This is a genomic window from Amycolatopsis sp. FU40, from assembly GCF_021903635.1.
In the GTDB taxonomy this organism is placed as follows: Bacteria; Actinomycetota; Actinomycetes; order Mycobacteriales; family Pseudonocardiaceae; genus Amycolatopsis; species Amycolatopsis dendrobii.
In genome coordinates, this window is the sequence record NZ_CP091381.1 from 8,071,134 (window position 1) to 8,097,321 (window position 26,188).

The window sequence follows — 26,188 nt, forward strand, 5'->3', positions numbered from 1 at the left end:
TCAGAAAGGAGCGATCATGACCACAGTGGAAAGGTTGTGGACTGTCAATGACGTAGCTGAATACCTCGGGATTCCCGTCAAGACTTTGTACGATTGGCGAAACCGAAAGTACGGCCCCGAAGGAAAACGAGTAGGGAAGTATCTGAGGTACCGCGCCGAAGAAGTCCAGCGCTGGTTCGACTCGCTCGACTCCACTGAGCCGTGAAAGGAGAAACCTGATGGCTCGTCCTTCGTTGCCGGTTGGAACGTATGGCAAGATCAGCAGCAGGCGAAACGGGTCGTCATACATGGCGTCGGCAAACTACCGGGACCTTGATGGCGCGGTCCGGAAAGTCCGGGCCTGGGCGGAAACGAAGACAAAAGCTGAGAATAAGCTCCGGGAGCGGTTGCGTGACCGCCAGGCCCGGCAGGGTCACATCACCGCAGACACGAAGGTAGTCACGGTTGGCGAACTCTGGCTCAACGAGTTCCGCGCAGAAGTTGATCTCGGCAATCGCAGCGGCTCGTCATTGGACACATACGAGAACCGTTGGATGACGCATGTCAAACCTCGGGTGATCGGCTTGAGTATCGGCGAACTCCACGCCGGTCGAATTGACACTATCCTTCAGGATATCAATCGCAAGCTGTCGGCAAGCTCGGCAAAAACCGCTCGGACGATTTTGTCTAGCATTTGCGGATATGCGGTGCGACACGAAGCGATTAAAATCAATCCTGTCCGAGACGCGCGTCCAGTCGAAAACCGAAAGGGTGGCAAGAAGCGTAAGCCGACCCGCGCCCTGGAGGTCAATGAAGCCCTGGAAATTTTCCGGCTGGCCGACAATGACGAAGTTGCGGTGCGGCAGGACCTGCCCGACATCATGCGCTTCTACGCTGGCACCGGGGAACGTACCGGTGAAGCGATTGCTATTCGCTGGGAACACATCGACTTCGATAAAAAGATTGCCCGCATGGAAGGCAACTTCGTCCGCACGAAGGCGGACGGCGCGCACGTCAGCGACGGGAAAACCGAGAACGCGCAGCGTGACATTGCCCTGACGGATTGGTTGGTAACCCTGCTCTTGGATCGTCGCGCCCGTGTCGCCGCCTTGCAGGGCATCCGCCCCGAGGACGTGACTGGCTGGGTGTTCCCCAACTCCAAGGGCGGCCTGCGCGAAGCGAACAACCTCCGGCGTGATTGGCGTGCCTTCCGCGACCGTCATCACCTCGGAGACTGGTTCACCCCGCGCACCTTCCGCCGCACCGTGGCTACCATCGTCACCGACGCCCTGCCCGCCCGTTACGCCAGTGACCTGCTCGGGCACTCCCAGGTCGCTCAGACCTACACCTACGTCGGACGCAAAGCGCCGTCCCGCCGCCCCGCCGAAGTTCTCCGCGTGCTCGACGGCAGGCAAAAGAGGCAGTAAATGGGCACCAAGATCATCGGATGTTGTGGTCCAAGCCGCTGACCTGGGGTTTTGGTGGGCCGCCTGGGGCTCGAACCCAGAACCTACGGATTAAAAGTCCGCAGCTCTACCAATTGAGCTAACGGCCCGCGCGCTCAGTCTAGCGGGCGGTACCCGGCCCCTCGCCGGGGTGGGTACCCACTCCGGCCTCACCGCGGCGAGCGGAGTCGAGACGTGAACCGAACGAGGTCCGCGGCATAAGCCTCCGGCTGGTCCATCGCGATGAAGTGGTGCCCGGCCGGATTGTCGACAGGCCAGTGGACGATCTCCGACTCCCGCTCAGCCAGCCGACGGATCCCCGGCACCCCGCTGTACACCCCGGTCGGCGCCTCTTTCTGTCCCCGCGGCCAGGCGAACCCGGCACTTGAGTAGAACGACCACGACGAAGTCCCGAAGGTCTCCGTGAACCAGTACACGCTCAGGTTCGTCAGGAACGCGTCCAGCATCTCGTCCAGCCCTCGCCCGCCGGCGTTGAACTCGTGGAACTTCTGCGCCATCCACGCCAGCGCGGCCACGGGGGAGTCGTTCCAGCCGTAGGCGAACGTCTGCGGCGCGGTGCGCAGGAGGGCGTGGTGGTCGACGCCGTTCATCCAGTCTTGGGACATCATCTCGGCGAACGCGGACCGCTCGGCCGAATCGAGGTCGGGCAGGTCGGCGTCAGTGGGAATCCCCAGGCCAGCGGTGAGGTAGACGCCCAGCACCGGACCGACCCGGGCGACTTCGGGGGCCACGTATGCGCCGTAATCGCCGCCTTGGACGACGTAGTCGCGGTAGTTCAGGCGGCGCATCAATTCGGCCCATGTGCGGGCGACCCGGGAGGCGTCCCAACCCGGGCCGGGGGCGGAGGAGAAGCCGAAACCGGGCAGCGAAGGGGCGACGACGTGGAAGTCTGCAAGGTGCTCGATCAGGTCCGCGAACTCGACGAAGGAGTTCGGCCAGCCGTGCGTCAGCAACAGGGGCGTGGCGTCCGGCGCGGCGGACGGGATGTGCAGGAAGTGCAGGTCGACGCCGTCGATTTCGGTGTGGAACTGCGGGAATTCGTTCAACCTGGCCTCGTGGGCGCGCCAGTCATAGCCGGTCGCCCAGTAGGACGCGACCTCGCGCAGCCAGTCGACCGGGACGCCGCGTTCCCAGCCGTCGCCGGGCAGCGGGGACGGCCAGCGGGTTTGCGTGAGCCGGGCGCGCAGGTCGGCGATGGCGGCGTCGGAGATGTCGATGCGGAACGGGCGAATGTTCATGACAGAGGACGTTAGACATCATATAGGTCAGATATGGTCCTAGATCATGAGTGCGGCACGGTTGTTGCGGTTGCTGTCCCTGTTGCAGACGCCGAGGCAGTGGCCGGGCAGCGAGCTGGCGGAGCGGCTTGGCGTCGAGGGCCGCACGGTTCGCCGGGACATCGAGCGGCTGCGGGAACTCGGGTATCCGGTCGAGGCGACGATGGGTGCGGAAGGCGGATATCGCCTGGTCGCGGGCAGTGCGATGCCGCCGTTGCTGCTGGATGACGAGGAAGCGGTCGCGATCGCGGTCGGGTTGCGGATGGCGTCTGGGCACGCGGTGACCGGGATCGACGAGGCGTCGGTGCGGGCGCTCGCGAAGCTGGAGAGGGTCTTGCCGTCTCGGCTGCGGCGGCGGGTGAGCGTGGTGAGCAGTGCGACGGTGCCGTTGCCGCTGAACGACGGGCCGCGCGTGAATCCGGAAGCGCTCACGCTGCTGGCCACGGCGATCGCCAACCGCGAGCGGCTGCGGTTCGGCTATCTCGCCAACGACGGCACGGCGACGAAAAGGCTGGTCGAGCCGCATCATCTGGTGTCGTCCGGCCGTCGCTGGTACCTGCTGGCGTTCGACGGCGACCGCGACGACTGGCGGGTCTTCCGCGTCGATCGCATAGAGAAACCACAGGCCATCGGGACCCGGTTCGCAGCGCGAGATCTGCCTGCCAAGGATCCGGCGGAGTACGTGACCAAGAAGCTGCACACCTCCCGTCCGACGCATCGCGCGGTGGTCACCGTGCACGCGCCGGCGGACGAGGTGGCTCGGATTTGGGGCGCGGCAAGCGAAGTGACCGCGGTGGACGAGCGAACCTGCCGCGTCGTCAGCCCGGCCGACACCCTGGAGTGGCTGGCGTTCCGGCTGACCGGCCTCGGCCGCGAGTTCGAGGTGCACGAACCGCCGGAGCTGGCGGAGCACCTGCGCGAACTCGGCGGCCGGGCGTTGCGCGCGGCCGGTCCGGCGTGATCACACCGCCAGTTCCGCGAGCGATTCCCGCAGCTTCCCGGTCACTTCCACTGGCCGCCGCGACTCTCGGTCCACGAACACGTGCACGAAATGGCCTTCCGCTACCAAGGTCTCCGACGCCGTGTACATCCCGATCTCGTACCGCACGCTCGACCGCCCGAGGTGCGCCACCCGCAAGCCGATCCGCAGCGTGTCCGGGAACGAAACCGAAGCGTGGTAAGCGCAACGCGATTCCACGCACAGCCCGATCACCGGCCCAGACTCGATGTCAAGTCCGCCCCGCTCGATCAGCCAGGTGTTGATGACGGTGTCCATCAGCGAGTAATGCACCACGTTGTTCACGTGGCCGTAGACGTCGTTGTCCTTCCAGCGCAACGGAACCGTCTGCCAGTGCGGATAGCTCACCACAGCTGCACCGAATCACGCAGAATGCCCGACAGGTCCTCTTCGGACGGTGTGCGCGGCGCGGTGGCCAGCAATCGTTGCTGCTTCAGGGTCCCCTCGACGAGAGAGTCCACATCGGACTCACGGTAGCCGACCGCGCCGAGGCCGGCGGGCAGGCCGATCTCGCGCATCAGCATGGTCAGCACGGCGGGCAGGTGGTCGGCGAAGTCGCCGGACCATTCGAAATCCGGGGCCAGCAGCCGGGCGACGCGCTGGTGGCGTTCCGGGTTCGCGGCGAAGGTGAACCGGAACGCGGCGGGCGCGGTGAGCGAGACGGCCATGCCGTGCGGCACCATCGCCTCCTCGCCGGGATAGCCGTCGGGGTGGAAATCCCGCACCTGCCCGGCGATCGGGTACGCGTTGGCGTGCGGGATGTGCACGCCGGCGTTGCCGAAGCCGAGTCCGGCGAACGTCGCGGCCAGCGCCATCGCCTCGCGCGCGGCCATGTCCTCGCCGTCGCGCACCGCGGCGGGCAGTGCCCACGACAGCAGTTGCAGCGACTTCTCCGCGAACATGTCCGCGAGCGGGTTCGCCCCGCAGTACGGCACCCGCTCCTCGGGCCGTTTGCGGCCGAACTCGGTGTAGGGCTTGGCGGTGTAGCTCTCCGCGGCGTGGCACAGGATGTCCATCCCGCTCGCCGCGGTGACCCCGGCGGGCTGGCTGACCGTGAGCCGCGGGTCCACAACCGCGAGCGTCGGACGCAGCCGCAGGTGGCTGATCCCGCTCTTCACCCGCAGCGACAGCACGTCCAGCACGCAGACCGTGGTGCTTTCGGACCCGGTTCCGGTCGTCGTCGGCACCGCCACCAGCGGCTTCAGCGGATTCGCCGGCGCGCGGCCGCCGCCGACTGGCGCGTTGACGTAGTCCATCAGTTCGCCGTCGTTGCTGGTCAGCAGGTTGGCGGCCTTCGCGGTGTCGATGCTGGATCCGCCGCCGACCGCCACGAACGCGTCGTACGGACCGGTGCCGCGGGCGAAGTCCACCGCCTTCTGCATGCTGACGTCGGTGGGCTCGACGTGCACGCCGTCGAAGGTTTCGGCCGCGATCCCGTAGCCGCGGATGCCCTCGGCGATCCGCTCCGGCCATCCGGTCGCCGCGACGACCGGGTCGGTCACCACGAGGACGCGACGGGCGCCGAACTGGGCAAGATCGTATCCGATCTCGTCGCTCGCCCCGGTTCCGTATTTGAGCGCCGGGGCCCCATAAGTGAAAACAGTCTCATGTTCGGCGGATGTCACGACGGCGTCCTCCCAACTGGTGGGCAGCCCGATCCGGCAATTGGCACAATCCCGCGGCGAGTTGTTCAAGATCACTTGACGCCGGTTCACGGTGCCGCCCTAAGCTCTCCTCATTAGATACCAAGTGGGAACCACCGTCGCGCAAACGGCCGTACGCGTCTTGAACGAGGCCCGGGTTCGCCGGGTGTACGCGGTCGTCGGCGAGTCGTTCCTGGAATTGCTCGACGCGCTGCGCCGCGAGCGCGATGTGACGCTCGTTTCGGCCCGCCACGATTCGGGCGCCGCCTTCATGGCCGAGGCCGAGGGCAAGCTCACCGAACGCCCCGCGGTGCTGCTCTCCAGCCGCGGTCCGAGCGCCGCCGCGCTGGTCATGGGCGTGCAGACGGCGTATCAGGACGAGACGCCGATGGTGGTGCTGCTCGAAACCCCCGCGCTCGACCCGGTGCTCACCGGCGAGGTCCCGGCGTCCGATTCGACCGGGATGTTCGAATCGATCGCCAAATGGGTCGTCCGCGCCGACGACCCCGACGATGTGCCGCATCTGCTCGCCGAAGGTCTCGCGCGATGCCGCGAAGGACGGCCGGGCCCGGTCGTGATCGGCGTGCCGAGCGACGCGTGGGGCGTCCCCTACGACTCGGCCAAACCGGTGGCGAAGGTTCGCCCGCCCGCCACCGGAACTCTGGGCCGTTCGGCGGAAGCGGTAGCCGGGCTGGTGGACGAAGCGCGCTATCCGGTGGTCATCGTCGGCGGGCGCGCGCGGTCGGCGCGGGACGAGCTGATCGCAGTGGCCGACGAGCTGGCGCTGCCGGTGTACAACGCTTTCCGCCGCCAGGACGCGTTCCCGGAGAACCACGCGCGCTACGCCGGACATCTCGGCCTCGGCATCCCCGCGCGCCAGCTGGACGCGCTCGAACGAGCCGACCTCGTGCTCGCGCTCGGCACTCAACTCGACGAAGTCACGACGCAGGGGTTCCGCTATCCGACTCCGCAGCAGACGCTTGTCCTTGTCGGCACTGGCATCGACGAACAGCGCCGTCGCGGCCTGACGTTCCGTGTGGACACTGAGGTCGAGCCGTTCCTGAAGGAGCTGCGCGCGATCGCTTCGCCGCGTACGCGCAGAGCGTCGGCCGCGAACGCTGCCGTACACACCTTCATGACACCGCCGAACACAAGCAACAACACGCGCGTACATCCGGTCGACGTCGTGCGCGCGCTGCGAAAGCTCGCGCCCGAGGACACCATCGTCACCAGTGACGCTGGCAACTTCGCGCAGTTCATGCACCGCTACTGGTGCTTCACCGCTCCGCGCAGCCAACTCGGTCCGAGCAACGCCGCGATGGGGTACGCGGTGCCTGCGGCTGTAGCGGCCAAGCTCGCCGAACCGCGGCGCGCTGTGGTCGCGATGGTCGGCGACGCGGGCACGCTCATGACAGGGCAAGAGATCGAGACTGCTGTGCGTTACCGCGCGCCCGTGATGGTGGTCGTGTTCCAGAACGGCTTGCACGGTCCGCTCGCGATGCATCAGGCGCGTACGCACGGACGGCTGTCCGGAGTGACCATCCCGCTGACTGACTTCGCGTCGTGGGCGCGCGGGCTCGGCGCGGCTGGGTACACGGTGGACGATCGCGAGCGGCTCGAACCGATCATCGCGAGCGCGCTCGTCCGGCAGCGGCCGTGCGTGATCGACGTCCGGACGGACCCGGACGTCGTGACCCCCGACGTGCGGCTGAGCACGCTTCTCGGAGCCCCGCGTCCGTCCGGGACCTGAAATCTTCCTGAGAACACAAGGAAACGCCGGGAATGTTCGGTAGCTGACGGGGGTTGGCTCAGGTAACCTGACTTTGTTCCCGGGGTTCGGCATCCGGACCCGGTTCGCCCGGCGAGGTTCGGCAGGCGTTCGGTTGGGGAAATTCCCGGGTGGACACGTTCCCCGGCTCGGTTCGCGGCCGTTCGGCGCGTTTCAGGGGTGGGGACAACCGGTTTCGGCCGGATTTTGTCGGTGCCGGATGGCACCATCGCGGTCATCGCCCCGCTTGCCGCGGGGAAGGAACGAGGGGAGTTCGTCATGGCCGACGAAAAGGACGGGAAATCCCGTACCGCCGCGGCGACGGCTCGCGGCCGGGCCCGGTCCGCGCGGGCCGGTGCGCTGGTGTCGGTAGTGCGCGAGGAGCCGGAACAGGGCCAGGCCGTCGAGGTGCCTGCCCAGACCCGGTCCGGAGTGGTTCCGGTGCTGTTCAGCGCCAGTGCGGAGGCTCACGACGTAGCCGTGGTCGCGCCTGATCAGGGCGCCGACTGGCGGTCGCCGTTCGGTGCGCCGCTCCGCCACGCCAGCGGGGAGTGACCCGGCCTCGCGAACTGGGGTGAGTCGGCTTGTCCGGGCCCGCTCCGCTGTGCTTTACTTTCGATGGTCTCGATTTTTGTGTTCGTGGTAAAGCACGCTCGCAGAACTCAGCGGGCGTGGGTCTCCTCGTCGAGGAACACATCTCGCCCGTGTCTGGGCCCAGGACGTCGGTCGGCTTCCTGTTTTGGTGTTATGTATGGAGATTGTTTAGATGACTGAGGGCACCGTGAAGTGGTTCAACTCCGAGAAGGGGTTCGGCTTCATCACTCCCGACAACGGCGGCGGCGACGTCTTCGTGCACTACAGCGAGATCCAGGGCAACGGTTTCCGTACCCTCGAGGAGAACGCTCGCGTGCAGTTCGAGATCGGCCAGGGCCAGAAGGGCCCGCAGGCCACGTCGGTCAGCGTGATCTGACCTACGTCTAATCGCTAAGTCGCCACCACTCCCGGTTGCGGGGGTGGTGGCTTCTTTCGTCTCTGCCCCGGCGCGTCCGTCTCACGATGCGGATTGTCTTGCCGGACAATGCTTTTTATGCCGGACCGGCCATTGTGGATCACCCGATCGTGGACCCTCCGGGTGCTCGTAGGCTCGCTGGCATGAGCGAAAACACCTACCTCGTCACCGGCATGTCCTGCGGCCACTGCGCGCAGTCGGTCACCGAGGAACTGACCGAGGTGCCCGGGGTCGAGAACGTGACGGTCGACGTCGAAACCGGGCACGTGACGGTCCGCAGCGCCGAAGCCCTCGACGAGACCGCCGTCCGCGCCGCGGTCGAAGAAGCCGGATACACCTACGAAGGGCTTGCGTCTCTCGTTTGAACGACGGGTAGCCGCGCGAGAACCCAGGGTAGGCTCTGGCCGGCGTGGAGGCACGGCCGATGCAACGTCCGTGCAACCCTTTCCTCCGCGCGGCCGGACGCGTGTGCTGGTCCCCTGGCGGAGTGGACTGAGGGGATGCTCGATGGGGGAAGTCGTTGCGGGGATAGTGGCGAACCCGGCGTCCGGTCAGGACATCCGAAGACTCGTCACGCAGGCGTCGGCCGTCCCGGTCGAGGAGAAGGCCAACCTGGTGCGCCGGCTGCTGTCGGCGTTCGCGGTGACCGGCGTCGAGCGTGCGCTGTTGTCCACTGACCTCGGCGGCATCTCCGCCGCCGTGCTGCGCGACCTCGGCCGCGACCCGCTGCCCCAGGTGGAGTTCTGCGACGAGGACACGCTCACCGGCACCGCACAAGACACCATCAACGCGGTGCGCCGGATGGTCGAGGCCGGGGCCGGCGTGATCGTGTGCCTCGGCGGCGACGGCACGGCCCGCGTCGCCGCGAAGGCGTGTGGCGACGTGCCGCTGCTCGCGTTGCCGACTGGCACCAACAACGCGTTTCCGCAGGCCGGAGAGGCCACGGTGGCCGGGCTCGCCGCCGGGATGGTCGCGAGCGGCCAGGTCGACGCCGACCTCGTCACCCAGCGGGTCAGCATGCTGGAAGTCGTCACCAAGAACCGTCGCGAGATCGCGCTGGTGGACGTCGCGGTCTCGATGAACAAGCACGTCGGCGCAAAGGCGCTCTGGGATCCCACTGCGCTCACTGAGCTGTACTGCACCTTCGCCGAGCCGGACGGCATTGGCCTGTCGAGCATTGCCGGACAGCTGTGTCCGAGCTCTCGTTCCAGCGCGGACGGTGTGGCGCTTCAGCTTGGTCCGGTCGACAGTTCCGCGTACGTGGTGCACGCCGCGATCGCGCCTGGTGTGGTGCGTCCAGTCGGCGTACGCGGTTGGGGAGTGCTGCGTCCGGGCGTACGCGTGGACCTTGCCGCAGGTGGCGGCGTTATCGCGGTAGACGGAGAACGCGAGCTGGAGCTGAAGAACGGCGAAGGCGCGTACGTCGAACTGCGCGCCGACGGCCCGTGGTGCGTCGACGTACGCGCGGCAATGGCCGAAGCGGCAACCCAGGGGTTGCTACGCAGTACCGCTACGAGCGGAACCGGCGAGAAAGGCCGAAGCCACGGTCGGTGCGCTGGCTGAGATCACGTGCAGGTGACACCTTCCGGGTGTCGTTCGCTGCGACTTGCCCGACCGGCTACCTTCTGCGAGTGGCACACGGGGAGGATCGGGGATGAGCAGCACTGCGACGCGGCCGGAAACGACTGCCGAGCCCCCACCGGAGAAATTTCGGGGCCGCAGCGGAATCGCCGGGCTGCTGGATCTGCCCGGGCAGGCGGTGCGCGCGGTCGTCAGATCCACGACCACCACGCCCGGCAAGCTTTCGCTGATCGCGGTCGCGCTGGTGCTGCTTTCGCTGGTGGCCGGGCTCGTGGGCGTGTTGTCGGTGAAGGACAAGGACAACACCATCAACGGCCTGATCGACCACCGCGAACCTCTCGCGGCGGCCGCGCAGCAGGTGTTCCGCTCGTTGTCGGACGCGGACGCGACCGCGGCGAGCGCTTTTCTTTCCGTCGGCACGGAACCGCCCGCGCTGCGGAAGCGGTACGAGCAGGACATCGCCGAAGCGGGATCCGCGCTCGCCCGCGCGGCGTCCGACACCACTGACGTCGGCACCGCCGCCCACCAGGTGGACATCCTGAACCAGAAGGTCCCGGTCTACACCGGGATCGTCGAGACCGCGCGCGCGAACAACCGGCAGGGTTTCCCGTCCGGCGCTTCGTATTTGCGCGAGGCCTCGCAGCTGATGCGCACGACGATCCTGCCCGCAGCGGACGAGCTCTACAAGGCGCACACGCAGAAGCTCACCGACGAGCAGGACAGCAGCAGCGACGTGCCATGGGTGGCGGTCGCGCTGGTCGTCGCGCTCCTCGCGGCGCTCGTGGCCGCGCAGATCTACTTGACCCGGCGGACGAACCGGGTGCTGAACATCGGGCTGCTGGTGGCCACCGGCTGCATCGTGCTGTCGCTGCTGTGGGGCGCGGTCGCGCTCGTCGTGCAGGGCAGCCTCGTCGCGACTGGACGCACCGACGGCACCTCGCAGGTCGACATCCTGGTGCGCGCCCGGATCTACGCGCTGCAGGCCCGCGCGGACGAAACCCTGACGCTGGTCGCGCGCGGTGACGGCGGCGCGTACGAGCAGCAGTTCATCAAGCTGGCCGAGAAGCTCGTCGGAGCCGACGGCAAGGGCGGTCTGCTCGGTGACGCGCGCGGCCTCGCCTCCGGCACCGCGGGCGAGAAGAAGATCGAAGCGGCGGAACAGGCCGCGCGCGAATGGTCGCTGGCCCACCTTCAGGTCCGCCGCCTCGACGACGGCGGCCAGTACCAGGAAGCGGTCGACTTCGCGACGAGTGTGAGCCCGAACAGCGCCGCCGCCGCGTTCGCCCGGCTCGACACGAACCTCCAGGCCGCGATCGACGTCTGCCGCCAGGAATTCCTCGACAGCACCAGATCCGGCGACAACGCGCTCACCGCGCTCGCGGCGGGCGTCGGAGTGCTGGCGGTGCTCGCGGCGGGCGGCATCACAGTCGGCGTGCGAGAGAGACTGAGGGAGTACCGGTGATCCGGTCGCGGCACTTCGTCCGGACTGCCGTGCTCGCGGTGGTCGCGGTTCTCGCCGCCGCCTGCGGGACGGCGGACCAGCCGATGGAGGCCGCGCCGGTCACAGACGCGGCCTGGCCCGCCCCGGCGGGTGTCGGCGGCCCGGACGCCGCGGCCGGCGGCGACTCCGACACCAGCTGCAACCCGCTGGCCAGCCTCGCCCCGAATGGTCTGGACACCTCCGGGCCGAGCCTGCAGAAGATCAAGCAACGCGGGAAGCTCGTCGCGGGCGTCGACCAGACGACCTATCTGTTCGGCTTCCGGAACCCGAAGACCGGCAAGCTAGAGGGCTTCGACATCGACCTGGTCAACGAGATCGCCAAGGCGATTTTCGGCAGTTCCGACGGCCGCGTGCAGTACCGGGCGATCACGTCGTCGCAGCGGGAGAACGTGCTGAAGGACCACCAGGTCGACGTGGTGGTCCGGACCTACAGCATCACCTGCGCCCGCCGGAAGCAGGTGCAGTTCTCGTCGGTGTACTACGTGGCCGGGCAGAAGATCCTGGTGCCGAAGTCGTCGAACGCGCAGTCGCTGTCCGACCTCGCCGGGAAGCGCGTGTGCGCGGCGGCGAAGTCGACCTCGCTCGCGAAGATCGCCACCGACCCGGCCAAACCGGTCGCGGTGTCGGTGCCGAACTGGTCGGACTGCCTGGTGATGCTGCAGCAGGGCCAGGTCGACGCGGTGTCCACCGACGACACGATCCTGGCGGGCATGGCCGCGCAGGACCCGACGGTGAAGGTCGCGGGCGATCCGATGACGCAGGAGAATTACGGCGTCGGGATCCCGAAGGACGAGGAGGACCTGGTCCGCTTCGTGAACGCGGTGCTGGACAAGATCCGCGGCGACGGCACCTGGGCGAGCAGTTACCAGAACTGGGTCGGCGCCCGGCTGGGACCGGCGAACCCGCCGTCCCCGCAATACGGGTGACCTGGCCGGTCTCGCGGCGCCAGCGCGGCGCGAGTTGTACTTTTTGAGCGGCAGGTTTGCCGCGGGGAGCTCGGGAGGTAGTTGTGTCGGAGGAGGCGCGCCGTCCTCGGCACGCAGCACCGGAGGGGGACGGCGACGAGGCGAAGGCCGCGGACCAGCCGTCCGGGCGGGGCGAGGCGGCCGACGCTTCGTGGACCCCGCCGCCGCCAGTGCGCTGGGACACCCCGGAACCATCGGTGTCCGGGCGGCTGAACCCGCAGGCCGATCCGGACGCCGAGACGTTGATCAACGCTCCGGTGCAGCGCCCGCAGGGTGCTCAGTCCGGGCAGGCGCAGCGGGGCGGTCAGCCAGGCCAGGCCGCGCAGCCCGGGCAGTCCGCACCGTCAGGCCAGCCCGCGCAGCCGGGGCAGGCTGGGCAGCAGCCGAGGACGCAGGGCCGTCCTGCTCCGCGCGGCGGCCAGCCGATGCCGCCGCAAGGCCGTCCGCAGGGACAGCCACCGGGCCAGCCGCCGGCGCAAGGCCAGCCGTACCCGGCGCAGCCCGCGCCGCCGTCGCAGGGCCAGCCGCATCCGCCGCAATCGCGCACCGGACAGCGGCCGGTCCCGCCGAACCGTCCGCAGCAGGCGCAGGGGAACCGCCCGTCGCGTCCGCCGGAGAACCGTGCCACCGGTCCGAACTCCGGTCCGATCCCGATGGGCGCCGCCGCACAGGGCAAGCCCCCGGCTGACGGCGGCGACGCCCCCACGCGTCCGCCGGGCGACCTCGCGCCGGTGATCCTGCCGCAGTCGAACCAGCCGGTCGCCCCGGTCGACCCGGCCGCGCCGATGCCGACCAGCGTGCTGGCCAGCCCGACGCCGCACACCCAGAGCATCATGCCGCCGACCCCGCGGGTGGCCCCCGCCGACGGCGGCCCGCTGCCCGACCACGGCACGGACAGCGTCCTGCCCTCCGGAGGCAGTGAGGGCCACGGCACCGGCACCCACGGTTCGCAGGGCTCGCAAGGCACCGGTACCGGCACCGGCACGGGTTCGTTCCCCGGCACCTCCCGGCGCACCGGCTCGCGCGGCACCCGCCGCTCCCGGCGCGGACGGCTCGGCGCGGGGCTCATCGACGTGCCGCCGGTGCCGTACCGCGATCCGTCGACCGCGGTGCTGGCGAACCCGGTCGTGGCCGAGGACAAGCGGTTCTGCGGCAACTGCAGCGCGAAGGTCGGCCGCGGCAAGGACGGCCAGCCGGGTGAGCCCGAGGGCACCTGCGAGAAGTGCGGCACGCCGTTCTCGTTCGTCGCGAAGCTGAAGGCGCACGAGGTCGTCGGCGGCCAGTACGAGGTGCTCGGCGCGCTCGCCTACGGCGGTCTCGGCTGGATCTACCTGGCCAAGGACCACAACGTGTCCGACCGCTGGGTCGTGCTGAAGGGCCTGATCGACACCGGCGACTCCACCGCGATGGCCGCCGCGGCGAACGAGCAGCGGTTCCTCGCCGAGGTCGAGCACCCGAACATCGTCAAGATCCACAACTTCGTGCAGCATCCGGACGCGCAGACCGGCAACACCGTCGGCTACATCGTCATGGAGTACGTCGGCGGCCAATCGCTGCGCCAGCTCGCGCTGCAGCACCACCGGGAAAGCAACCGGCCGGAGCCGCTGCCGATCGGCCAGGTCATCGCGTACGGCCTGGAGATCCTGCCCGCGCTCGGCTACCTGCACGGCCAGGGCCTGCTCTACTGCGACCTCAAGCCGGACAACGTCATCCAGACCCGCGAGCAGCTCAAGCTGATCGACCTCGGCGCGGTGCGCCGGATCGACGACTACGAGAGCCCGCTGTTCTTCACCACCGGCTACAGCGCGCCCGAGCTGGCGTCGCAGGGCGCGTCGGTGTCCTCGGACCTGTACACCGTCGGTCGGACGCTGGCCGTGCTGAGCTTCGAGTTCGCCGGCTACACCCGCGAGTTCAAGAACACGCTGCCCGGTCCGGACGCGGTGCCGTTGTTCGCGCTTTTCGGGTCGTATTACCGGTTCCTGAAGCGGGCCACGCACGCTGATCCGGATCGGCGATTCATCGCTGCCGACGACATGGCGGACCAGCTGACCGGGGTCCTGCGCGAGATCATGGCGCTGGGGACTGGGCAGCCGCGGCCCGCCGCGTCGACGGTGTTCGGGCCGGAGAGCCGGACTTTCGGTGTCCATCTGGTGGTGCCGGAGCAGGGCGAGCGGGTGCCGCTGCCGGATGCTGCCGAGGTGGTTGCCGGGCTGCCGATTCCGCAGGTCGACACGGACGACCCGGCTGCCGGTGTGCTCGCTACGACGACTGCGCTTGATCCGCATGAGGCGATCGAGGCGCTGGCTACCGCCCCGCGTGAGTCGATCGAGGTGCGGCTGCGGATTGTGCGTGCCCGGATCGAGCTGGGCGAGTTCGTGGAGGCGCAGCGGCAGCTGCAGGCGGCGCAGTACTTGGCGATCCGCCACGGGTTTCCGCATGACTGGCGGATTGACTGGTATCGCGGGTTGATCGAGCTGGCCGGTGGCCGGCCGCGGGTGGCGCATGTGGCGTTCGACGCGGTTTACGACGATCTGCCCGGCGAGATCGCGCCGAAGCTGGCGTTGGCGGTCAGTGCCGAGGGCGTCGGGGACTACTTCGGTGCTGCTCGGTTCTACGAGCTGGTTTGGCGGACGGACCGGACTTACGTGAGTGCGGCGTTCGGGCTTGCTCGGGTGTATCTGGCGCAGGGCGCGCGGGAGAGTGCGGTTGAGGTGCTCGAAGGGGTGCCGGCCACTTCGACGCACTACGTGGACGCGCAGGTCGCCGCGATCAAGATCAAGACTCGCGCGCAGGGCAACGGCACCGGTGACCACCCGACTGTTACCGAGGGCGATCTGGTTGATGCGTCTGGGCGGTTGCAGCGGCTCAACCTGGACGCGGAGCGGCAGACGCGCCTCAGTGCGGAGGTCCTGGAGGCGGCCTACGACTGGCTGAAGGTGCCTGGGCAGGCTAAGCCGGTCACTTCGGCGAAGGTGCTGGGGTGTGAGCTGGAGGAGCGGGACGTCCGGTTTGGTCTGGAGCGGTGTTATCGGTCGTTGGCTCGGTTGACGGATAACGCTAGTGACCGGATTGCGTTGGTGGATCGGGCGAACGCTATTCGACCTCGGACGCTTACCTGAGCGGCTCGTCGCCTGGTGGCGACATCGGGCCCTTGGTTGCGTGGGGCACCCCGTTGGCCCATTGTGCTGACGGTTCGGGGGTGCTTGTCAAGGCGGGAAAGATGCCTTGACAAGCACCCCCGAACCGCAGGGCGGCTTCGTATCGGGGTTGGGGGAGGGCTGGGTGCCTCGCTGGTCTGGGTGCAGCGGCTGCGGTTTGGTGGTGGGGCTTGCGCCCCAATGTGGCATTGGGTGCATGTGACGCACCCAATGTGGCGTTCGGTGCGTGGGACGCACCCAATGCCACATTGGGGCGCATCTCGGCGGGTGCCGGGCGGGCGGGGCGTGAAGGGCTCCCTTGGGGAATCCACGCCCGTGAAGGGGGCTCGCGCGGTCGGTGGCGGGGCGTGAAGGGAATCTGCGGCTGTCCGGGTGGCCCTCACGCGCTCTAGGCTGCCCGATCGGCCGAGGGGTCAGGGGTTGATGTCCCACTCGCGCTTGTTGCGCCGGTGCTGTTCGGCGAGCTTCTCCAGCGCCTGCGGGTCGCCGTGGGTGCTGAAGTGCTCGAAGCCCACTGCGATGAACACCGCGCGGGCATTGACCGCCACGGGCCCGTCCGCGGCGTCCAGATGGCCGTCCGCGCTCACGTAGATCTTCCGGCCGGCGACTCCGTCCAGGCGGGCCTCGATGTACAGCGTCGAGCCGACCGGCACCGGGCGGCGGAAGTCTGTCTCCAGCTTGCCCGTCACCGCGGGGCGGTGCAGCAGGTTGCCGACCGTCGAGCCGAGTGCCTCGTCGAAGGCGCAGGCCAGCAGGCCGCCGTGGGCGAGTCCGGGGGCGCCCTGGTGTGCGGCGGTCACGGTGAACTTCGAGTGCACCGTGTAGCCCTCGCCGATGGCTGAGCGCAGGTGCAGGCCGTCGTCCACCTCGTCGCCGCAGCCGAAGCATTCGGCGAAGTGGGCGCCTAGTTCGGTGCCGGGGGCGGGGGCCTTCGGGTGGATCTCCGGCGGCTCCACCGGCACCGGCGGCCACGGGCCGGAAACAGGACTCATGGGACGACGTTAACCCGGCGGAAGGACCCGCCGGCACCCGCCCTGACCGGCGCGGCCGCATTTCCTGAGCGCAGGGTAGTCGGAAAATTCCGCACGGTAGAAATTTCGCGACTCACCCTGCCAGCTTGGTTCAACGGGTCAAGACTGGGGAAATGTGCTCCAACGGATGGACCGGGACGTGTGCAGGAGGAGGTCACCGCCGGGATGAGTGAGCCAAAGACGGGGAAACCCGAGGTCGATCAGAGAACAGTCAAACGCGCGGTGATCGCGTCCGCGATGGGTAATGCGACCGAGTGGTACGACTACGGCGTATTCACCTCGGGCGCGATCGCGACGAGTATCGGGACACTGTTCTTCCCCGGCGAGGGCAACGCGGTGCTGAAATCGCTTGCCCTGCTGGCAGTCGGCTTCATCGTACGACCGTTCGGCGGAGCGTTCTTCGGCCCGTTGGGGGACAAGCTCGGCAGGCAGAAGGTTCTCGCGCTCACCATTCTGCTGATGTCCGGCTGCACCTTCCTGGTCGGCGTGCTGCCGACGTACTCAGGCGGCTACAGCATGGGCATCGCGGCGCCGATCGCGATCTTGCTGCTGCGCCTCATTCAGGGCTTCTCCACCGGTGGCGAGTACGGCGGTGCGGCGACGTTCATCGCGGAATACGCGCCGACGAAACGGCGCGGTTTCTTCGGTTCGTTCCTGGAGATGGGCACGCTGGCCGGCTACGTGCTCGGCAACTCGGTCGTGCTGATCACTTACCTGTCGCTCTCGACCGAGCAGTTCGACTCGTGGGGCTGGCGGATTCCGTTCTTCATCGCGCTTCCGATCGGTGCGATCGGGCTGTACCTGCGGTCGAAGCTCGAGGACACGCCGGAGTTCCGCAGGCTCGAGGCGGCGGGCGAAAAGTCGGAGAAGGCTCCGCTCAAGGAGACCATCCAGCGCAACTGGCGGATGATCCTGAACCTGATCGGGATCGTGCTGCTGCTGAACATCGCCGACTACATGCTGCTCACGACGATGCCGACGTATTTCACCGACACTCTGCACATCGGCGACACCGAGTCCAGCCTGATCATCATCGGGGTGGAAATCGTGCAGTTCGCGCTGCTGATCCCGCTGGGCGCGCTGTCGGACCGGATCGGCCGGAAACCCTTGCTGCTCACCGCGGCCATCGGATTCATCGTGCTGAGCTGGCCCAGCATCAAGCTGATGCAGAGCGGCAGCCTGCTGTGGCTGATCGTCGGTTTCCTGGTCGTGGCGATCCTGCTGGCGCTGATGCTGGCGGTGATCGGCTCGACGTTCCCGGCGATGTTCCCGACGCGCGTGCGGTACGGCTCGTTCGCGATCGGCTACAACATCTCGACGTCGCTGTTCGGCGGCACCTGCGGCGTGATCGTCACGGCGTTGATCGGCAGCACCGGCAACGCGGACTGGCCGGCGTACTACTTGATCATCGCGGCCCTCATCGCGCTGGTCCCGATCATCAAGATCCCGGAAACGGCACGGGTGCCGATCGAGGAGATCGACACCGCGGACACCGGCGGCAAGCTCGCCGGCGCCAGCAAGTGAGCGTCTGAACTCACAAGAAAACCGCCCTCCGTCCATTAAGGACAGAGGGCGGTTTTCGTTTAAAGTCAGCTGTTCTGCGTCGCCTCGACCGCCTGCGGAGCGAAGCGCTTGCGGGCCCAAGCTGCCAGGCCACCGGCGACCACGACGGCAACAACGGTTTCGATCATCAGTGCAACGAGCACCATGGTGCTTCCTCCTCAGGTTGTCGGGCCGGCCAATCCTGTGCCGGCTGAGCGACTGGTTCGACGGCCGCTCCGGCCGCCACTGAGAACATCGCCCCGGAAGCCTGGGATATTTCGTCGAAAACCCACTTGATCTGGTGACGTCGGCCACTCTTGCCGCGAATGCGTTTCAGCCGGAGGTCGGGCTGGGTAACGACGCGGTTCCCGCAGGTGAACGCATGGATGCGGGCGCCCGTTCGCTGGTGGTCGGATGCGCCCGCGGCGGTTGCGCGGGCCGCGCCGTTCCCGTCCGCTGAGCAGCCGGCTCCGTCGGCGGTTGCTTGTCCGGCGAGCCCGGGCTCACCGCCGGGCCGGGTGCCGGATCCGCCGGAGTCTTCATCGGCCCGGCCGGACTGGACGGGGCGGGCGAGACGGTGGCGAGCCCCGGCCCGGCGGGCATGACCGGCGGCTGCTCGGTCGCGCGGCTGCCCACCGCGAGACCGGCCGCCACGAGCACCGCGATTGTCGCGGCCGAGCTTCCCGCGACCGCCCAGCGCTTGCGCTTCCGGCGGATGGCGGCACCGCGGACGATCACGTCGGCGGCGTCGACCCGCATGGGCGGGCCGTCCGGCGCCTGCGCGAACAAGGCGCGCACGGCCTCAGTGTTCTCGTCGTCTTCGGAGACCATCTCGTTCACCTCCCTCCAGGAACGGGCAGTGCCTCGAAATGCGGGCCCAGCCGGGTCCGCAGGGTGGCCAGCCCGCGCGCGGCCTGGCTTTTCACCGTGCCGGTCCGGCAGCCGAGCGCCGCGGCGGTCTCCTCGACGGACAGGTCCTCGAAGTACCGCAGCACCAGCACCGCGCGCTGGCGCGGGGCCAACGCGGCGAGTGCCTGCTGGATCAGCTGGTCGTGCTCAGTCTCGGCGGCAGGAGCCGGGACGTCGGGTGGTGCGTCGGTGAGCCGCTCCCGTTTCCAGCGGCTGCGGCGGTTCTCCGCGAGGAAAGTGCGCAGCACGATTTTGCGCGCGTAGGCGTCGAGCGCGTCGTGCCGGGCCAGCCGCGGCCAGGCGAGGTACAGCTTGAGCAGCGCCGCCTGTGCGAGATCCTCGGCCCGGTGCCAGTCCCCGCAAAGCAGGTAGGCCGTGGACCGCAGGCTGTGCGCGCGCTCGCCGAAGTACCGGGCGAACTCGCCGTCCCACGGCGAGCTCTGCCCGGACGCCGGACGGGAGCGGGAGGGCACCGGGCGATCAGCCCCAGACCGAGGGCAGGTGCAGGTCGCCGGTCGGGCCGGCGGGCACGGCGGTCGGGACGCGCTTGGACTTCGCGGGCTGACCCGGCGCGGCGACCTTCGGCGCGGCCGGGGCGGCGGTGGTCTGCCGGTCAGTGGGCGCCGGGGCGGGCGCGGCGGTGGGCCGCTCGGCCGGGGCGGTCTGCGTCGGGGCCGGCTGCGCCGCCGGCGGTGCGTCCGCGGCGAAAGCGACCGCGCCGCCGGTCAGCGCGCCTCCGGCGAGCAGCAGCGAACCGATGGCGAGAGCGAAGCGAACACGCACGAGTTTCCTCCTGGTTCAGGCGAGCGCCGGGTGGCGCTTCTCTGCTCTAGTCATGCGGTCGGAGTTCGCCGGGGTTGCATCGGGTTTTTTCTTTTTCCCGCCGGGACAGGCGAACGGCCGGGAGCGTTCGAGAGCTCCCGGCCGTCCGGTTGGCGCTTGTTCGGTTCGCGGTCAGGCGGCGAGCGCCGACAGTTTGGTCCACGACGCCCAGTCGTAGGTCCAGTCGCTGTAGTCGCCGTCCTTCGCGCCCAGCTGCTGGGTGCTGCCGGAGATCTCCACCGGGTCGCCGGGAAGGACGCTGTCGAAGTAGATCTTCGCGTTCGCCGGCGACAGGTTGAGGCAGCCGTGCGAGATGTTCTTCTTGCCCTGCGCCCAGATCGACCCCGCGAGACCGTGGATGAACTCGCCGTTGTTGGAGATCCGGACCGCCCACGGCACGTTCACGTCGGTGTAGTTGTAGCGCGGGTTGCTCATCGAGTACGTCGAGTGCTTCGACATGACCACGTGCGTGCCGCTGTGCGTGACGCGGCCAGGGTCGGAATCGAGGCCGTAGCTCACCGGGAAGTCCATGACCTGCTGTCCGTCGCGGATGACCTGCATGGTGTGTTCCTGGGTGTTGCCCTTGACGATCTGCGAGCGGCCGATGGTGAAGCTCGCGGAGACGTCCTGCTTGCCGTAGACGCCGTCGCCCATCGAAACGCCGTAGATGTTGGCCGAGACGACGACCTTCGTGTTCGGCTTGAAGTACTCCTTCGGCCGCCAGTGCACCGAAGTGTCGCCGTTGAGCCACGCCCACGCGCCCTCGGTCTTCGGCGTGGTCTCCACCGACAGCGCGCGCTCGACGGATGCCTTGTCCTTGACCGCGCTCGGGAACGTGAGCGCGATCGGCATCGCGATGCCGTAGGTCTGGCCGTCGCCGACGTTCAGACTGCCCTGCATCTGGCGGCGCGGTTTGACCGTGGTGAACGAGCCGGCGATCTGGACCTGCTTGCCGTCCTCGCCGGTGGCCTGCCCGGACCAGGTGTAGGTCTTGCCGTAGCCGAGGTCTTCGGTGCTGCTCCAGCTCTTCTTGTCCGGGGACTGCTGTCCCTGCACCTGTTTGCCGTCGGCGTTCGTGAGCGTGACGGCTCCGATGGTGCCGTTCGCGACGGTCACCTTCGCCGGTTCGCCCGGCGCGACGTCGCCCGCGCCGGAAGCGGGCGTGAGCGCCACGGCCGCCGGTTTCACCGGCGTGGCAGGCGCCTCGGTAGGCCCGCCGCCCGCGGTCCCGCCCGCGTTCACGCTCGAACCGCCGCTGCTGCACGCCCCGAGCGTCAGCGCGGCGATCAAGCCCAGCACCGCGACGCCGGCCCGGCGGCGTGCGAAGTGTCGGATTGTCACACCGATCCCCAATCTCCCCTTGGTACCCCGAACACCCAGACGTCCCGAGACGGCTTCACGTTCACCGGAAACGGGGTGACCAGCATCACACTGCACCGAGTGACCATTACGGAACCGGCTCGACCGACCGCGCACTGTGTATCCCCGAAGTGCGCTGGGTGTACTGGATCAGAGTAGCCGCGGGGCCCGACAGCGGTGCGTAGGCGGCGATACGACGTTCCGGTGATGCGCGCACGTCGGAACCGATCCTTGCGATCAACGGGGTTCAGATTTGGTGAGATCCCGGTAGGCTGCTGACCAGGCCGTCGTTTTGCGTGTTCGTGGCTTCACACTCGCGGAACTTCTGACGCGAGCCGTGGGGCCGAAAAGCTCTTCGCTCGTCTCGTTGGAACCGCCCGGGACGGCCTGGGTGCCGCTTCGGTGGCATTCGAAGCGGATCTGTTACGAGGAGTACAGCGGTGGCGCAAGGCACTGTGAAGTGGTTCAACGCGGAGAAGGGCTTCGGCTTCATCGCGCAGGACGGCGGCGAAGGCGACGTTTTCGTGCACTACTCGGAGATCGAGGGACGCGGCTTCCGCACCCTCGAGGAGAACCAGCGAGTGGAGTTCGAGGTCGGCCAGGGGCAGAAGGGCCCGCAGGCCCAGAAGGTCCGCGCGATCTGAGTCAGGCCCGCGCGTTTTCTCAGGCCTGAAAGAAGGGCCCCGACGGGATTTCCCGTCGGGGCCTTTTTTCATTGCGGGTTCCGTTGTGGGGAATGTTTGGAGCGACGGTTACCGCGGGTTGATCCGGGCGGGTTGGGTCCGGCAGGGGCCGGGGCGGGCTGCGCCGCGGCTTGACCGGGGCCGGACGGGGTGGTTGGGACTGCCCGGCTCCGGGTCGCGGTTGCGGGCCGGTTTCGGCGGGTTTTCGCCGATGGCTCCGGCACGTACGGGCGACGCCGGATCGGATGGTTGCTCGACTGTGGGTGGGCGCGCGTGGTTCGACCCGATCGAGTGGCGTCGGCTGCTGTGGCGGGTGAGCCGGAGCCTCGTGCGCGGCGATCACGGTTCTTGCCGCGATCGCCACTCACGACCCGCCTGCGCTGTGCTGCGTCGCACCTGCCCGATGCCGCCGCGTACGTCGCCTTGCTGCCTCGCGGCAGTGACGGTCGTGCCACTGCTGACTCCCGGCCTCGTCTCGCCGCCCGCTGCGCGCGGGCCGCGACTATCCGCCGAGCCGTCCGTTTCGCGCCCGGCGGCAGCGGAATCCTGGACCGTCCCACTCATCGGGACCCCGGTCGTCCGGCGACCCTGGAAAAGGGAAAACCCCCGGCCGTCGGGGGAAGCCGGGGGTTTTCGTTCGGGGGGCGGGGATCAGCGTCCGACGAGGGGCTGTTCGAACGTCTCCGCCGGGAAGTGGAACTCGTCGGTCATCGCGTCGGAGTGGCGGCGCTCCTGGGCGGAGGCGGCCTGGCCCTCCCACGAGAGGCGCTCCAGGATCCATTCCTGCGCCAGTGCCTGCGGGGTCAGGTTCCTGGCGACGGCGATGTCCTTGAGCTGCTGGCTGGCGATGAGGTTCATGCGCAGCTGGTAGACCTGCGCGTCGCCGAAGCGGCTGCCGGTTCCGGTGCTCTCCGGGTCGGAGTCCGGGGCGAGCGCGGCGAGGTAGCTGGTGAGCTCCTTGTCCTCGACGACTTCGTCGCCGGCGGCTTTGGCGGCATTGCGATGCCGCCCGCTCGAGACGGCTTTGAGATTCGTGCGGCTGCTGAGGCGGCCGAGGGAGGGAAGAGGCACGCGGTCACGATAACGGTTGGGTCTCGGCAAAGAAACCACTGTGAGCCACGACACACGCATTTCCGTGCTCGGCAAGCCTAATTCGATCACCTGTTCAGCCCAGTCGGTAAACGCATTTCGCGACTGCCTGTTGATCAGTGGTACGGAGAGTAGATCCGCAGGTCAGCGCCGGTGTGCAGAAATGGAGAGACCCCCGCGCCAGGGGGAGGAACGCGGGGGTCGGAGGGGATCTCCACAGGCGCTGACCGGGGGTGTGTCAGCAACACCGATTGTTGCACGAGTTCCGGGGATCGGCGAGGGGAAGCCGGGAGAAATCGTTCTGCGCGATCTTGGAATGCGTTACCAGGGAAGCTTCGGAGAGTGTTCACAGGTTCACTCTCCGGGGGGCTGCCGGTGCTGCTCGCCGCTGGTTAGCCTCGCGGCCAGTTGTTGCGAACCGCATGGAGGGGCCATGAGCGGATCGGTCGAAGTTCGTCAGTTCCTCCTTCGGTACGAAGGTGCCGACGGGGGTAGCACGTCACTGTCCGGCGGCGTGCCGGCGCAGCGCGGGTCGTCGGAAGGGCAACGGGTCTCCGACGACCAGGTCCGCCGAGCCCGCCTCGCCGTCGCGGCCGGCGCGCTCGACGTGGAGGACTGCGCGCAGTTGCTGGAGATGCTCGGGCTGAGTCCGGGTGACGACGGTCAGGCACCTGTGCAGCGCTGAGGCATTGGCGCTGGGTTCGCGGGCTGCCGCGGGTCCGGGCCTGCCGAGGTTCGGCTGCCGGCGCGCCTGAGGGCTTGCCTGGTGAAGAACTGCCCGAACTCGTGTCTCGCTGGTCGGGAAGCCCCGGAGTTCCGGCGTGCGTGCCCGTCTCCCGGCGTAGAGTGGCGTGGCGCACACCGATCGTCCGGCTCCGGTTCGAAGCGGCCGATCGGCGGGAAGCGGCGTGGCTGGGTCGCTGGCGCTGGCGTTACCGCAGGTCGGAGGCTCGTCGATCGCTTAACGAACCCCCCGTGCAAACCCCTTGGAACGTGCCCTATGCTTGTAATCGCTCCCAGGGGAACACCTGAGAGCGCGGTCGGTCGGTCCACCGAAACCGATCGGGCTCCCATCGTTCAGTGGCCTAGGACTCCGCCCTTTCAAGGCGGCAACGCGGGTTCGAATCCCGTTGGGAGTACGCAGTACCAGTAAGGCCCTGTGGCGCAGTTGGTTAGCGCGTCGCCCTGTCACGGCGAAGGTCGCGGGTTCGAGTCCCGTCAGGGTCGCAAGATCGTTCGGCTCCTAGCCGGCGTTCCCGGCCAGGTAGCTCAGTTGGTACGAGCGTCCGCCTGAAAAGCGGAAGGTCGCCGGTTCGACCCCGGCCCTGGCCACAGCGAATTTGGTGAAGCAGCCCCCATCCGAGCGGATGGGGGCTTTTTCGTCGCCTCGATCCGCCGGCGGGTCACCGTCGAACGGTGGCGCTGCCATTCGGAAGCAGTCTTGCCAAACCTCGGGATCGCTACTTAGCCTCAATAACATCTCAAAGGTCTGGACCACTGGAGGTCGAGGATGCCGGGAGATCTGGGACGTCGGAGTTTTCTTGCCGGGTCGGCGGCGGTGGGGGTCGGGGCAGTGGGGGCGATGACTCCGTTCGGAGCTGAGGCCGAGGCCGTCGAGGTGCGGTCCGGGGTGGCGGTTTACGCGAACAACGTCGGCTACGCACCCGGCGCGCCCAAGCGGGCGGTGCTCGCGACCGAGTCCCCGCGAGCGATTCCGAGGTTCACCGTCGCGGACGTCGCCACCGGAAAGGTCGTCTTCACCGGGAGCCCGCGACCGGCGGCTCAGGTTCCGGGGTGGGACGACCGGCATTACTGGACCGCGGACTTCTCCGCACTGAAGACCGAAGGCGAGTACGTCCTGCTCGCCGCGGACGGGCGGTCGCAGCCGTTTCGCGTCGATCAGCTGGTGCTTGAGCGCTACACGCTCTCCCACGTCGTGCACTACTTCAAGGGCACCCGCAGCTCGGACCGGTTCGATCGCCAGGATCGGCAAGCGCCGATCGGCCCCAAGGGCACACAGGTCATGGACGCGCACGGTGCCTGGTACGACGCGACCGGCGACTTCGGCAAGCACTTCACGCAGCTGTCGGACCGCAGCTACTTCAACACTCTCCAGATCCCGCTCACCGCCTGGGTGCTGGCCAAGGCGTGCCAGCGGCTCACCGCGCGCGGCGACAGCAACTTCACCCAATTGCGGACCTGGCTGGCCGACGAAGCGCTGTACGGCGCCGACTACCTGCGCCGGGTCAAACTTGACGGCGGCACCTTCGTCACCTCGGTGATCCAGCCCGGACCGCCGAAGGATCCGAAGCTGCGGTACGTCCTGGCGAACAGCGACGGCGAACCCGTCCAGGTGAATTACCGCGAAGGCGGCGGGGTCGCGATCGCGGCGCTGGCCGCGGCGACCACGTTGGACGCGTCGGGCGACTACGCGCACGAGGAGTATCTGGCGACGGCCGAAGCCGCGTTCGAATTCCTGGAGCAGCACAACGTCGAGATGACCAATGACGGCAAGGAAAACATCCAGGACGACTACGGTGCGTTGCTGGCGGCGGTCGAGTTGTACCAGGTGACCAAGAAGCCGGTGTACCGCGAAGCGGCGGATCGCCGGGCGCACAATCTGTTGCAGCGCTTGGTTTCCTGGAATTCCTATCGAGATTACTGGCGCGCCGACGACGGCGACCGGCCGTACTTCCATCCCTCGGACGCGGGCCTCCCGGTGATCAGTCTCCTCGCGTACGCTGATATTGCCGACACCGCAACGGTTTCCGAAGTGTTGAAGGTGGTGCGGCGGTCGCTGGAGTTCGAACTCACCGTGACCGCCGAGGTGTCTAACCCGTTTGGGTATGCGCGGAATCTTGTGCAAGATGGGGAGGGTAAGAGGTATAGCTCATTCTTCTTCCCGCACAACGTCACTCCGCGAGTGAAAGACCAGTGGTGGCAGGGAGAGAACGCGCGGATCGCTTCGCTGGCGACCGCCGCTCGCCTTGCCGCGCCGCGGTTTTCCGGCGAGTTCGCGGCGCGCCTGCGGTCGTACGCGGCTGATCAGCTGAACTGGATCTGCGGCAGCAACCCGTACGGCGTGTGCATGCTGGACGGCAGCGGTCACCCCAACCCGCAGTACAGCTGGCTCGGTTCGTGGCAGTTCCTGCCGACAGCGGGCGGGATCGTCAACGGCATCACCGGCTTGAACGAGGACGGCAGCGGAATCGCCTGGGACCGCGGCTACGTGGTCACCGGCAAGGACGACGACTGGCGATGGGATGAACAGTGGCTGCCCCACTCGACGTGGTACCTGTACGCGGTCGCGGCAGGGGATTGAACTAGGCCACTGAACCGGATCGTGCCCGGCACGAGGTGAATCGTGCCGGGCACGCCGGTAACCGCA

The 26,188-nt window shown here is 68.2% G+C and carries 24 protein-coding genes and 4 tRNA genes; 18 read left to right on the forward strand and 10 right to left on the reverse strand.

Features of this window, described 5'->3' with window-relative positions; all coding sequences use genetic code 11:
- The first annotated feature begins 16 nt into the window (after positions 1–16).
- Positions 17–205, forward strand: a complete 189-nt coding sequence (locus L3Q65_RS38165) for an AlpA family transcriptional regulator (protein WP_237597852.1) — start codon at positions 17–19, stop codon at positions 203–205.
- Between the two features lie 13 nt (positions 206–218).
- Positions 219–1,406, forward strand: a complete 1,188-nt coding sequence (gene xerC, locus L3Q65_RS38170) for a tyrosine recombinase XerC (RefSeq protein ID WP_237597853.1) — start codon at positions 219–221, stop codon at positions 1,404–1,406.
- Between the two features lie 52 nt (positions 1,407–1,458).
- On the opposite strand, the gene L3Q65_RS38175 is transcribed toward xerC, so the two are convergent.
- Positions 1,459–1,534, reverse strand: a tRNA-Lys gene (locus tag L3Q65_RS38175).
- A gap of 60 nt (positions 1,535–1,594) precedes the next feature.
- Positions 1,595–2,683, reverse strand: a complete 1,089-nt coding sequence (locus L3Q65_RS38180; RefSeq protein ID WP_237597854.1) for an epoxide hydrolase family protein — start codon at positions 2,681–2,683, stop codon at positions 1,595–1,597.
- 46 nt (positions 2,684–2,729) lie between these two features.
- Here L3Q65_RS38180 and L3Q65_RS38185 point away from each other — a divergent pair, with 46 nt between their 5' ends.
- Positions 2,730–3,683: a YafY family protein gene (locus L3Q65_RS38185; RefSeq protein ID WP_237597855.1), complete on the forward strand. Its 954-nt coding sequence runs from the start codon at positions 2,730–2,732 to the stop codon at positions 3,681–3,683.
- Here L3Q65_RS38185 and L3Q65_RS38190 read toward each other — a convergent pair whose 3' ends face one another.
- The gene (locus L3Q65_RS38190; RefSeq protein WP_237597856.1) at positions 3,684–4,091 is read right to left on the reverse strand and encodes a thioesterase family protein; all 408 of its coding nucleotides are present in this window, start codon (positions 4,089–4,091) and stop codon (positions 3,684–3,686) included. It lies immediately after the preceding gene.
- The gene (locus tag L3Q65_RS38195; protein WP_237597857.1) at positions 4,085–5,365 is read right to left on the reverse strand and encodes a hydroxyacid-oxoacid transhydrogenase; all 1,281 of its coding nucleotides are present in this window, start codon (positions 5,363–5,365) and stop codon (positions 4,085–4,087) included. Before L3Q65_RS38195 ends, L3Q65_RS38190 begins: the two co-directional genes overlap by 7 nt.
- A 124-nt stretch (positions 5,366–5,489) precedes the next feature.
- Between L3Q65_RS38195 and L3Q65_RS38200 the strand changes: the two genes are divergently transcribed.
- The 8 genes from L3Q65_RS38200 to L3Q65_RS38235 all read left to right on the forward strand — a co-directional run bounded on the left by L3Q65_RS38200 (position 5,490) and on the right by L3Q65_RS38235 (position 15,326).
- Positions 5,490–7,133, forward strand: coding sequence for a thiamine pyrophosphate-binding protein (locus tag L3Q65_RS38200; protein WP_182893849.1), 1,644 nt, complete (start codon positions 5,490–5,492; stop codon positions 7,131–7,133).
- A 231-nt stretch (positions 7,134–7,364) separates the two neighbouring features.
- Complete coding sequence (locus L3Q65_RS38205; protein WP_037807433.1) at positions 7,365–7,706, forward strand: hypothetical protein; 342 nt, start codon at positions 7,365–7,367, stop codon at positions 7,704–7,706.
- Between the two features lie 211 nt (positions 7,707–7,917).
- Positions 7,918–8,121, forward strand: a complete 204-nt coding sequence (locus tag L3Q65_RS38210; RefSeq protein WP_037365521.1) for a cold-shock protein — start codon at positions 7,918–7,920, stop codon at positions 8,119–8,121.
- A 182-nt stretch (positions 8,122–8,303) separates the two neighbouring features.
- Positions 8,304–8,525, forward strand: coding sequence for a heavy-metal-associated domain-containing protein (locus tag L3Q65_RS38215; RefSeq protein WP_009071751.1), 222 nt, complete (start codon positions 8,304–8,306; stop codon positions 8,523–8,525).
- Between the two features lie 142 nt (positions 8,526–8,667).
- A complete protein-coding gene (locus L3Q65_RS38220) occupies positions 8,668–9,723 on the forward strand; it encodes an ATP-NAD kinase family protein (RefSeq protein WP_182893850.1) in 1,056 nt (351 codons plus the stop codon).
- A gap of 91 nt (positions 9,724–9,814) precedes the next feature.
- Complete coding sequence (locus L3Q65_RS38225) at positions 9,815–11,203, forward strand: hypothetical protein (protein ID WP_182893851.1); 1,389 nt, start codon at positions 9,815–9,817, stop codon at positions 11,201–11,203.
- Positions 11,204–11,232: 29 nt separating this feature from the next.
- On the forward strand, positions 11,233–12,168 hold the full coding sequence (locus L3Q65_RS38230) for a glutamate ABC transporter substrate-binding protein (RefSeq protein ID WP_182893942.1): 936 nt from the start codon (positions 11,233–11,235) through the stop codon (positions 12,166–12,168).
- Between the two features lie 83 nt (positions 12,169–12,251).
- Positions 12,252–15,326: a tetratricopeptide repeat protein gene (locus tag L3Q65_RS38235; RefSeq protein ID WP_370648145.1), complete on the forward strand. Its 3,075-nt coding sequence runs from the start codon at positions 12,252–12,254 to the stop codon at positions 15,324–15,326.
- Positions 15,327–15,778: 452 nt separating this feature from the next.
- On the opposite strand, the gene L3Q65_RS38240 is transcribed toward L3Q65_RS38235, so the two are convergent.
- Positions 15,779–16,357, reverse strand: a complete 579-nt coding sequence (locus L3Q65_RS38240) for a PaaI family thioesterase (RefSeq protein ID WP_182893852.1) — start codon at positions 16,355–16,357, stop codon at positions 15,779–15,781.
- Positions 16,358–16,561: 204 nt separating this feature from the next.
- On the opposite strand from L3Q65_RS38240, the gene L3Q65_RS38245 reads away from it, so the two are divergent.
- Complete coding sequence (locus L3Q65_RS38245) at positions 16,562–17,920, forward strand: MFS transporter (protein WP_182893853.1); 1,359 nt, start codon at positions 16,562–16,564, stop codon at positions 17,918–17,920.
- 351 nt (positions 17,921–18,271) lie between these two features.
- Here the strand turns inward: L3Q65_RS38245 and L3Q65_RS38250 are convergent, their stop codons facing one another.
- The 4 genes from L3Q65_RS38250 to L3Q65_RS38265 form a co-directional block, all read right to left on the reverse strand.
- Positions 18,272–18,769 (reverse strand): hypothetical protein, encoded by a 498-nt coding sequence (locus L3Q65_RS38250; RefSeq protein ID WP_182893854.1) that lies wholly within the window; start codon positions 18,767–18,769, stop codon positions 18,272–18,274.
- Positions 18,770–18,774: 5 nt separating this feature from the next.
- Positions 18,775–19,320 carry a SigE family RNA polymerase sigma factor gene (locus L3Q65_RS38255; protein WP_037807444.1) on the reverse strand — a complete coding sequence of 182 codons (546 nt, stop codon included), beginning with the start codon at positions 19,318–19,320 and terminating at the stop codon, positions 18,775–18,777.
- 7 nt (positions 19,321–19,327) lie between these two features.
- Positions 19,328–19,630, reverse strand: a complete 303-nt coding sequence (locus tag L3Q65_RS38260) for a hypothetical protein (protein ID WP_182893855.1) — start codon at positions 19,628–19,630, stop codon at positions 19,328–19,330.
- A gap of 171 nt (positions 19,631–19,801) precedes the next feature.
- Positions 19,802–21,010 carry an Ig-like domain-containing protein gene (locus tag L3Q65_RS38265; RefSeq protein ID WP_182893856.1) on the reverse strand — a complete coding sequence of 403 codons (1,209 nt, stop codon included), beginning with the start codon at positions 21,008–21,010 and terminating at the stop codon, positions 19,802–19,804.
- A 458-nt stretch (positions 21,011–21,468) separates the two neighbouring features.
- Here L3Q65_RS38265 and L3Q65_RS38270 point away from each other — a divergent pair, with 458 nt between their 5' ends.
- Positions 21,469–21,672, forward strand: a complete 204-nt coding sequence (locus tag L3Q65_RS38270; protein ID WP_003097368.1) for a cold-shock protein — start codon at positions 21,469–21,471, stop codon at positions 21,670–21,672.
- Between the two features lie 690 nt (positions 21,673–22,362).
- Here L3Q65_RS38270 and L3Q65_RS38275 read toward each other — a convergent pair.
- Complete coding sequence (locus tag L3Q65_RS38275) at positions 22,363–22,782, reverse strand: hypothetical protein (RefSeq protein ID WP_037807455.1); 420 nt, start codon at positions 22,780–22,782, stop codon at positions 22,363–22,365.
- Positions 22,783–23,233: 451 nt separating this feature from the next.
- On the opposite strand from L3Q65_RS38275, the gene L3Q65_RS38280 reads away from it, so the two are divergent.
- The 5 genes from L3Q65_RS38280 to L3Q65_RS38300 all read left to right on the forward strand — a co-directional run bounded on the left by L3Q65_RS38280 (position 23,234) and on the right by L3Q65_RS38300 (position 26,122).
- The gene (locus tag L3Q65_RS38280; protein ID WP_037807458.1) at positions 23,234–23,485 is read left to right on the forward strand and encodes a hypothetical protein; all 252 of its coding nucleotides are present in this window, start codon (positions 23,234–23,236) and stop codon (positions 23,483–23,485) included.
- A 381-nt stretch (positions 23,486–23,866) separates the two neighbouring features.
- Positions 23,867–23,939 (forward strand) — tRNA-Glu (locus L3Q65_RS38285).
- Positions 23,940–23,953: 14 nt separating this feature from the next.
- Positions 23,954–24,027: transfer RNA gene (locus L3Q65_RS38290), tRNA-Asp, on the forward strand.
- A 31-nt stretch (positions 24,028–24,058) separates the two neighbouring features.
- Positions 24,059–24,132 (forward strand) — tRNA-Phe (locus L3Q65_RS38295).
- A gap of 250 nt (positions 24,133–24,382) precedes the next feature.
- Entirely contained in the window at positions 24,383–26,122 is a 1,740-nt protein-coding gene (locus L3Q65_RS38300; RefSeq protein ID WP_237597858.1) for a glycoside hydrolase family 9 protein, read from the forward strand.
- The last annotated feature ends 66 nt before the right edge of the window (positions 26,123–26,188 follow it).

Coding starts and splice junctions, on each gene's coding strand:
- L3Q65_RS38225 (WP_182893851.1), top strand. CDS start 9,815: ATGAGCAGCACTGCGACGCGGCCGGAAACGACTGCCGAGCCCCCACCG.
- L3Q65_RS38165 (WP_237597852.1), top strand. CDS start 17: ATGACCACAGTGGAAAGGTTGTGGACTGTCAATGACGTAGCTGAATAC.
- L3Q65_RS38180 (WP_237597854.1), bottom strand. CDS start 2,683: ATGAACATTCGCCCGTTCCGCATCGACATCTCCGACGCCGCCATCGCC.
- xerC (WP_237597853.1), top strand. CDS start 219: ATGGCTCGTCCTTCGTTGCCGGTTGGAACGTATGGCAAGATCAGCAGC.
- L3Q65_RS38220 (WP_182893850.1), top strand. CDS start 8,668: ATGGGGGAAGTCGTTGCGGGGATAGTGGCGAACCCGGCGTCCGGTCAG.
- L3Q65_RS38300 (WP_237597858.1), top strand. CDS start 24,383: ATGACTCCGTTCGGAGCTGAGGCCGAGGCCGTCGAGGTGCGGTCCGGG.
- L3Q65_RS38210 (WP_037365521.1), top strand. CDS start 7,918: ATGACTGAGGGCACCGTGAAGTGGTTCAACTCCGAGAAGGGGTTCGGC.
- L3Q65_RS38215 (WP_009071751.1), top strand. CDS start 8,304: ATGAGCGAAAACACCTACCTCGTCACCGGCATGTCCTGCGGCCACTGC.
- L3Q65_RS38245 (WP_182893853.1), top strand. CDS start 16,562: ATGAGTGAGCCAAAGACGGGGAAACCCGAGGTCGATCAGAGAACAGTC.
- L3Q65_RS38185 (WP_237597855.1), top strand. CDS start 2,730: ATGAGTGCGGCACGGTTGTTGCGGTTGCTGTCCCTGTTGCAGACGCCG.
- L3Q65_RS38280 (WP_037807458.1), top strand. CDS start 23,234: ATGAGCGGATCGGTCGAAGTTCGTCAGTTCCTCCTTCGGTACGAAGGT.
- L3Q65_RS38240 (WP_182893852.1), bottom strand. CDS start 16,357: ATGAGTCCTGTTTCCGGCCCGTGGCCGCCGGTGCCGGTGGAGCCGCCG.
- L3Q65_RS38250 (WP_182893854.1), bottom strand. CDS start 18,769: ATGGTCTCCGAAGACGACGAGAACACTGAGGCCGTGCGCGCCTTGTTC.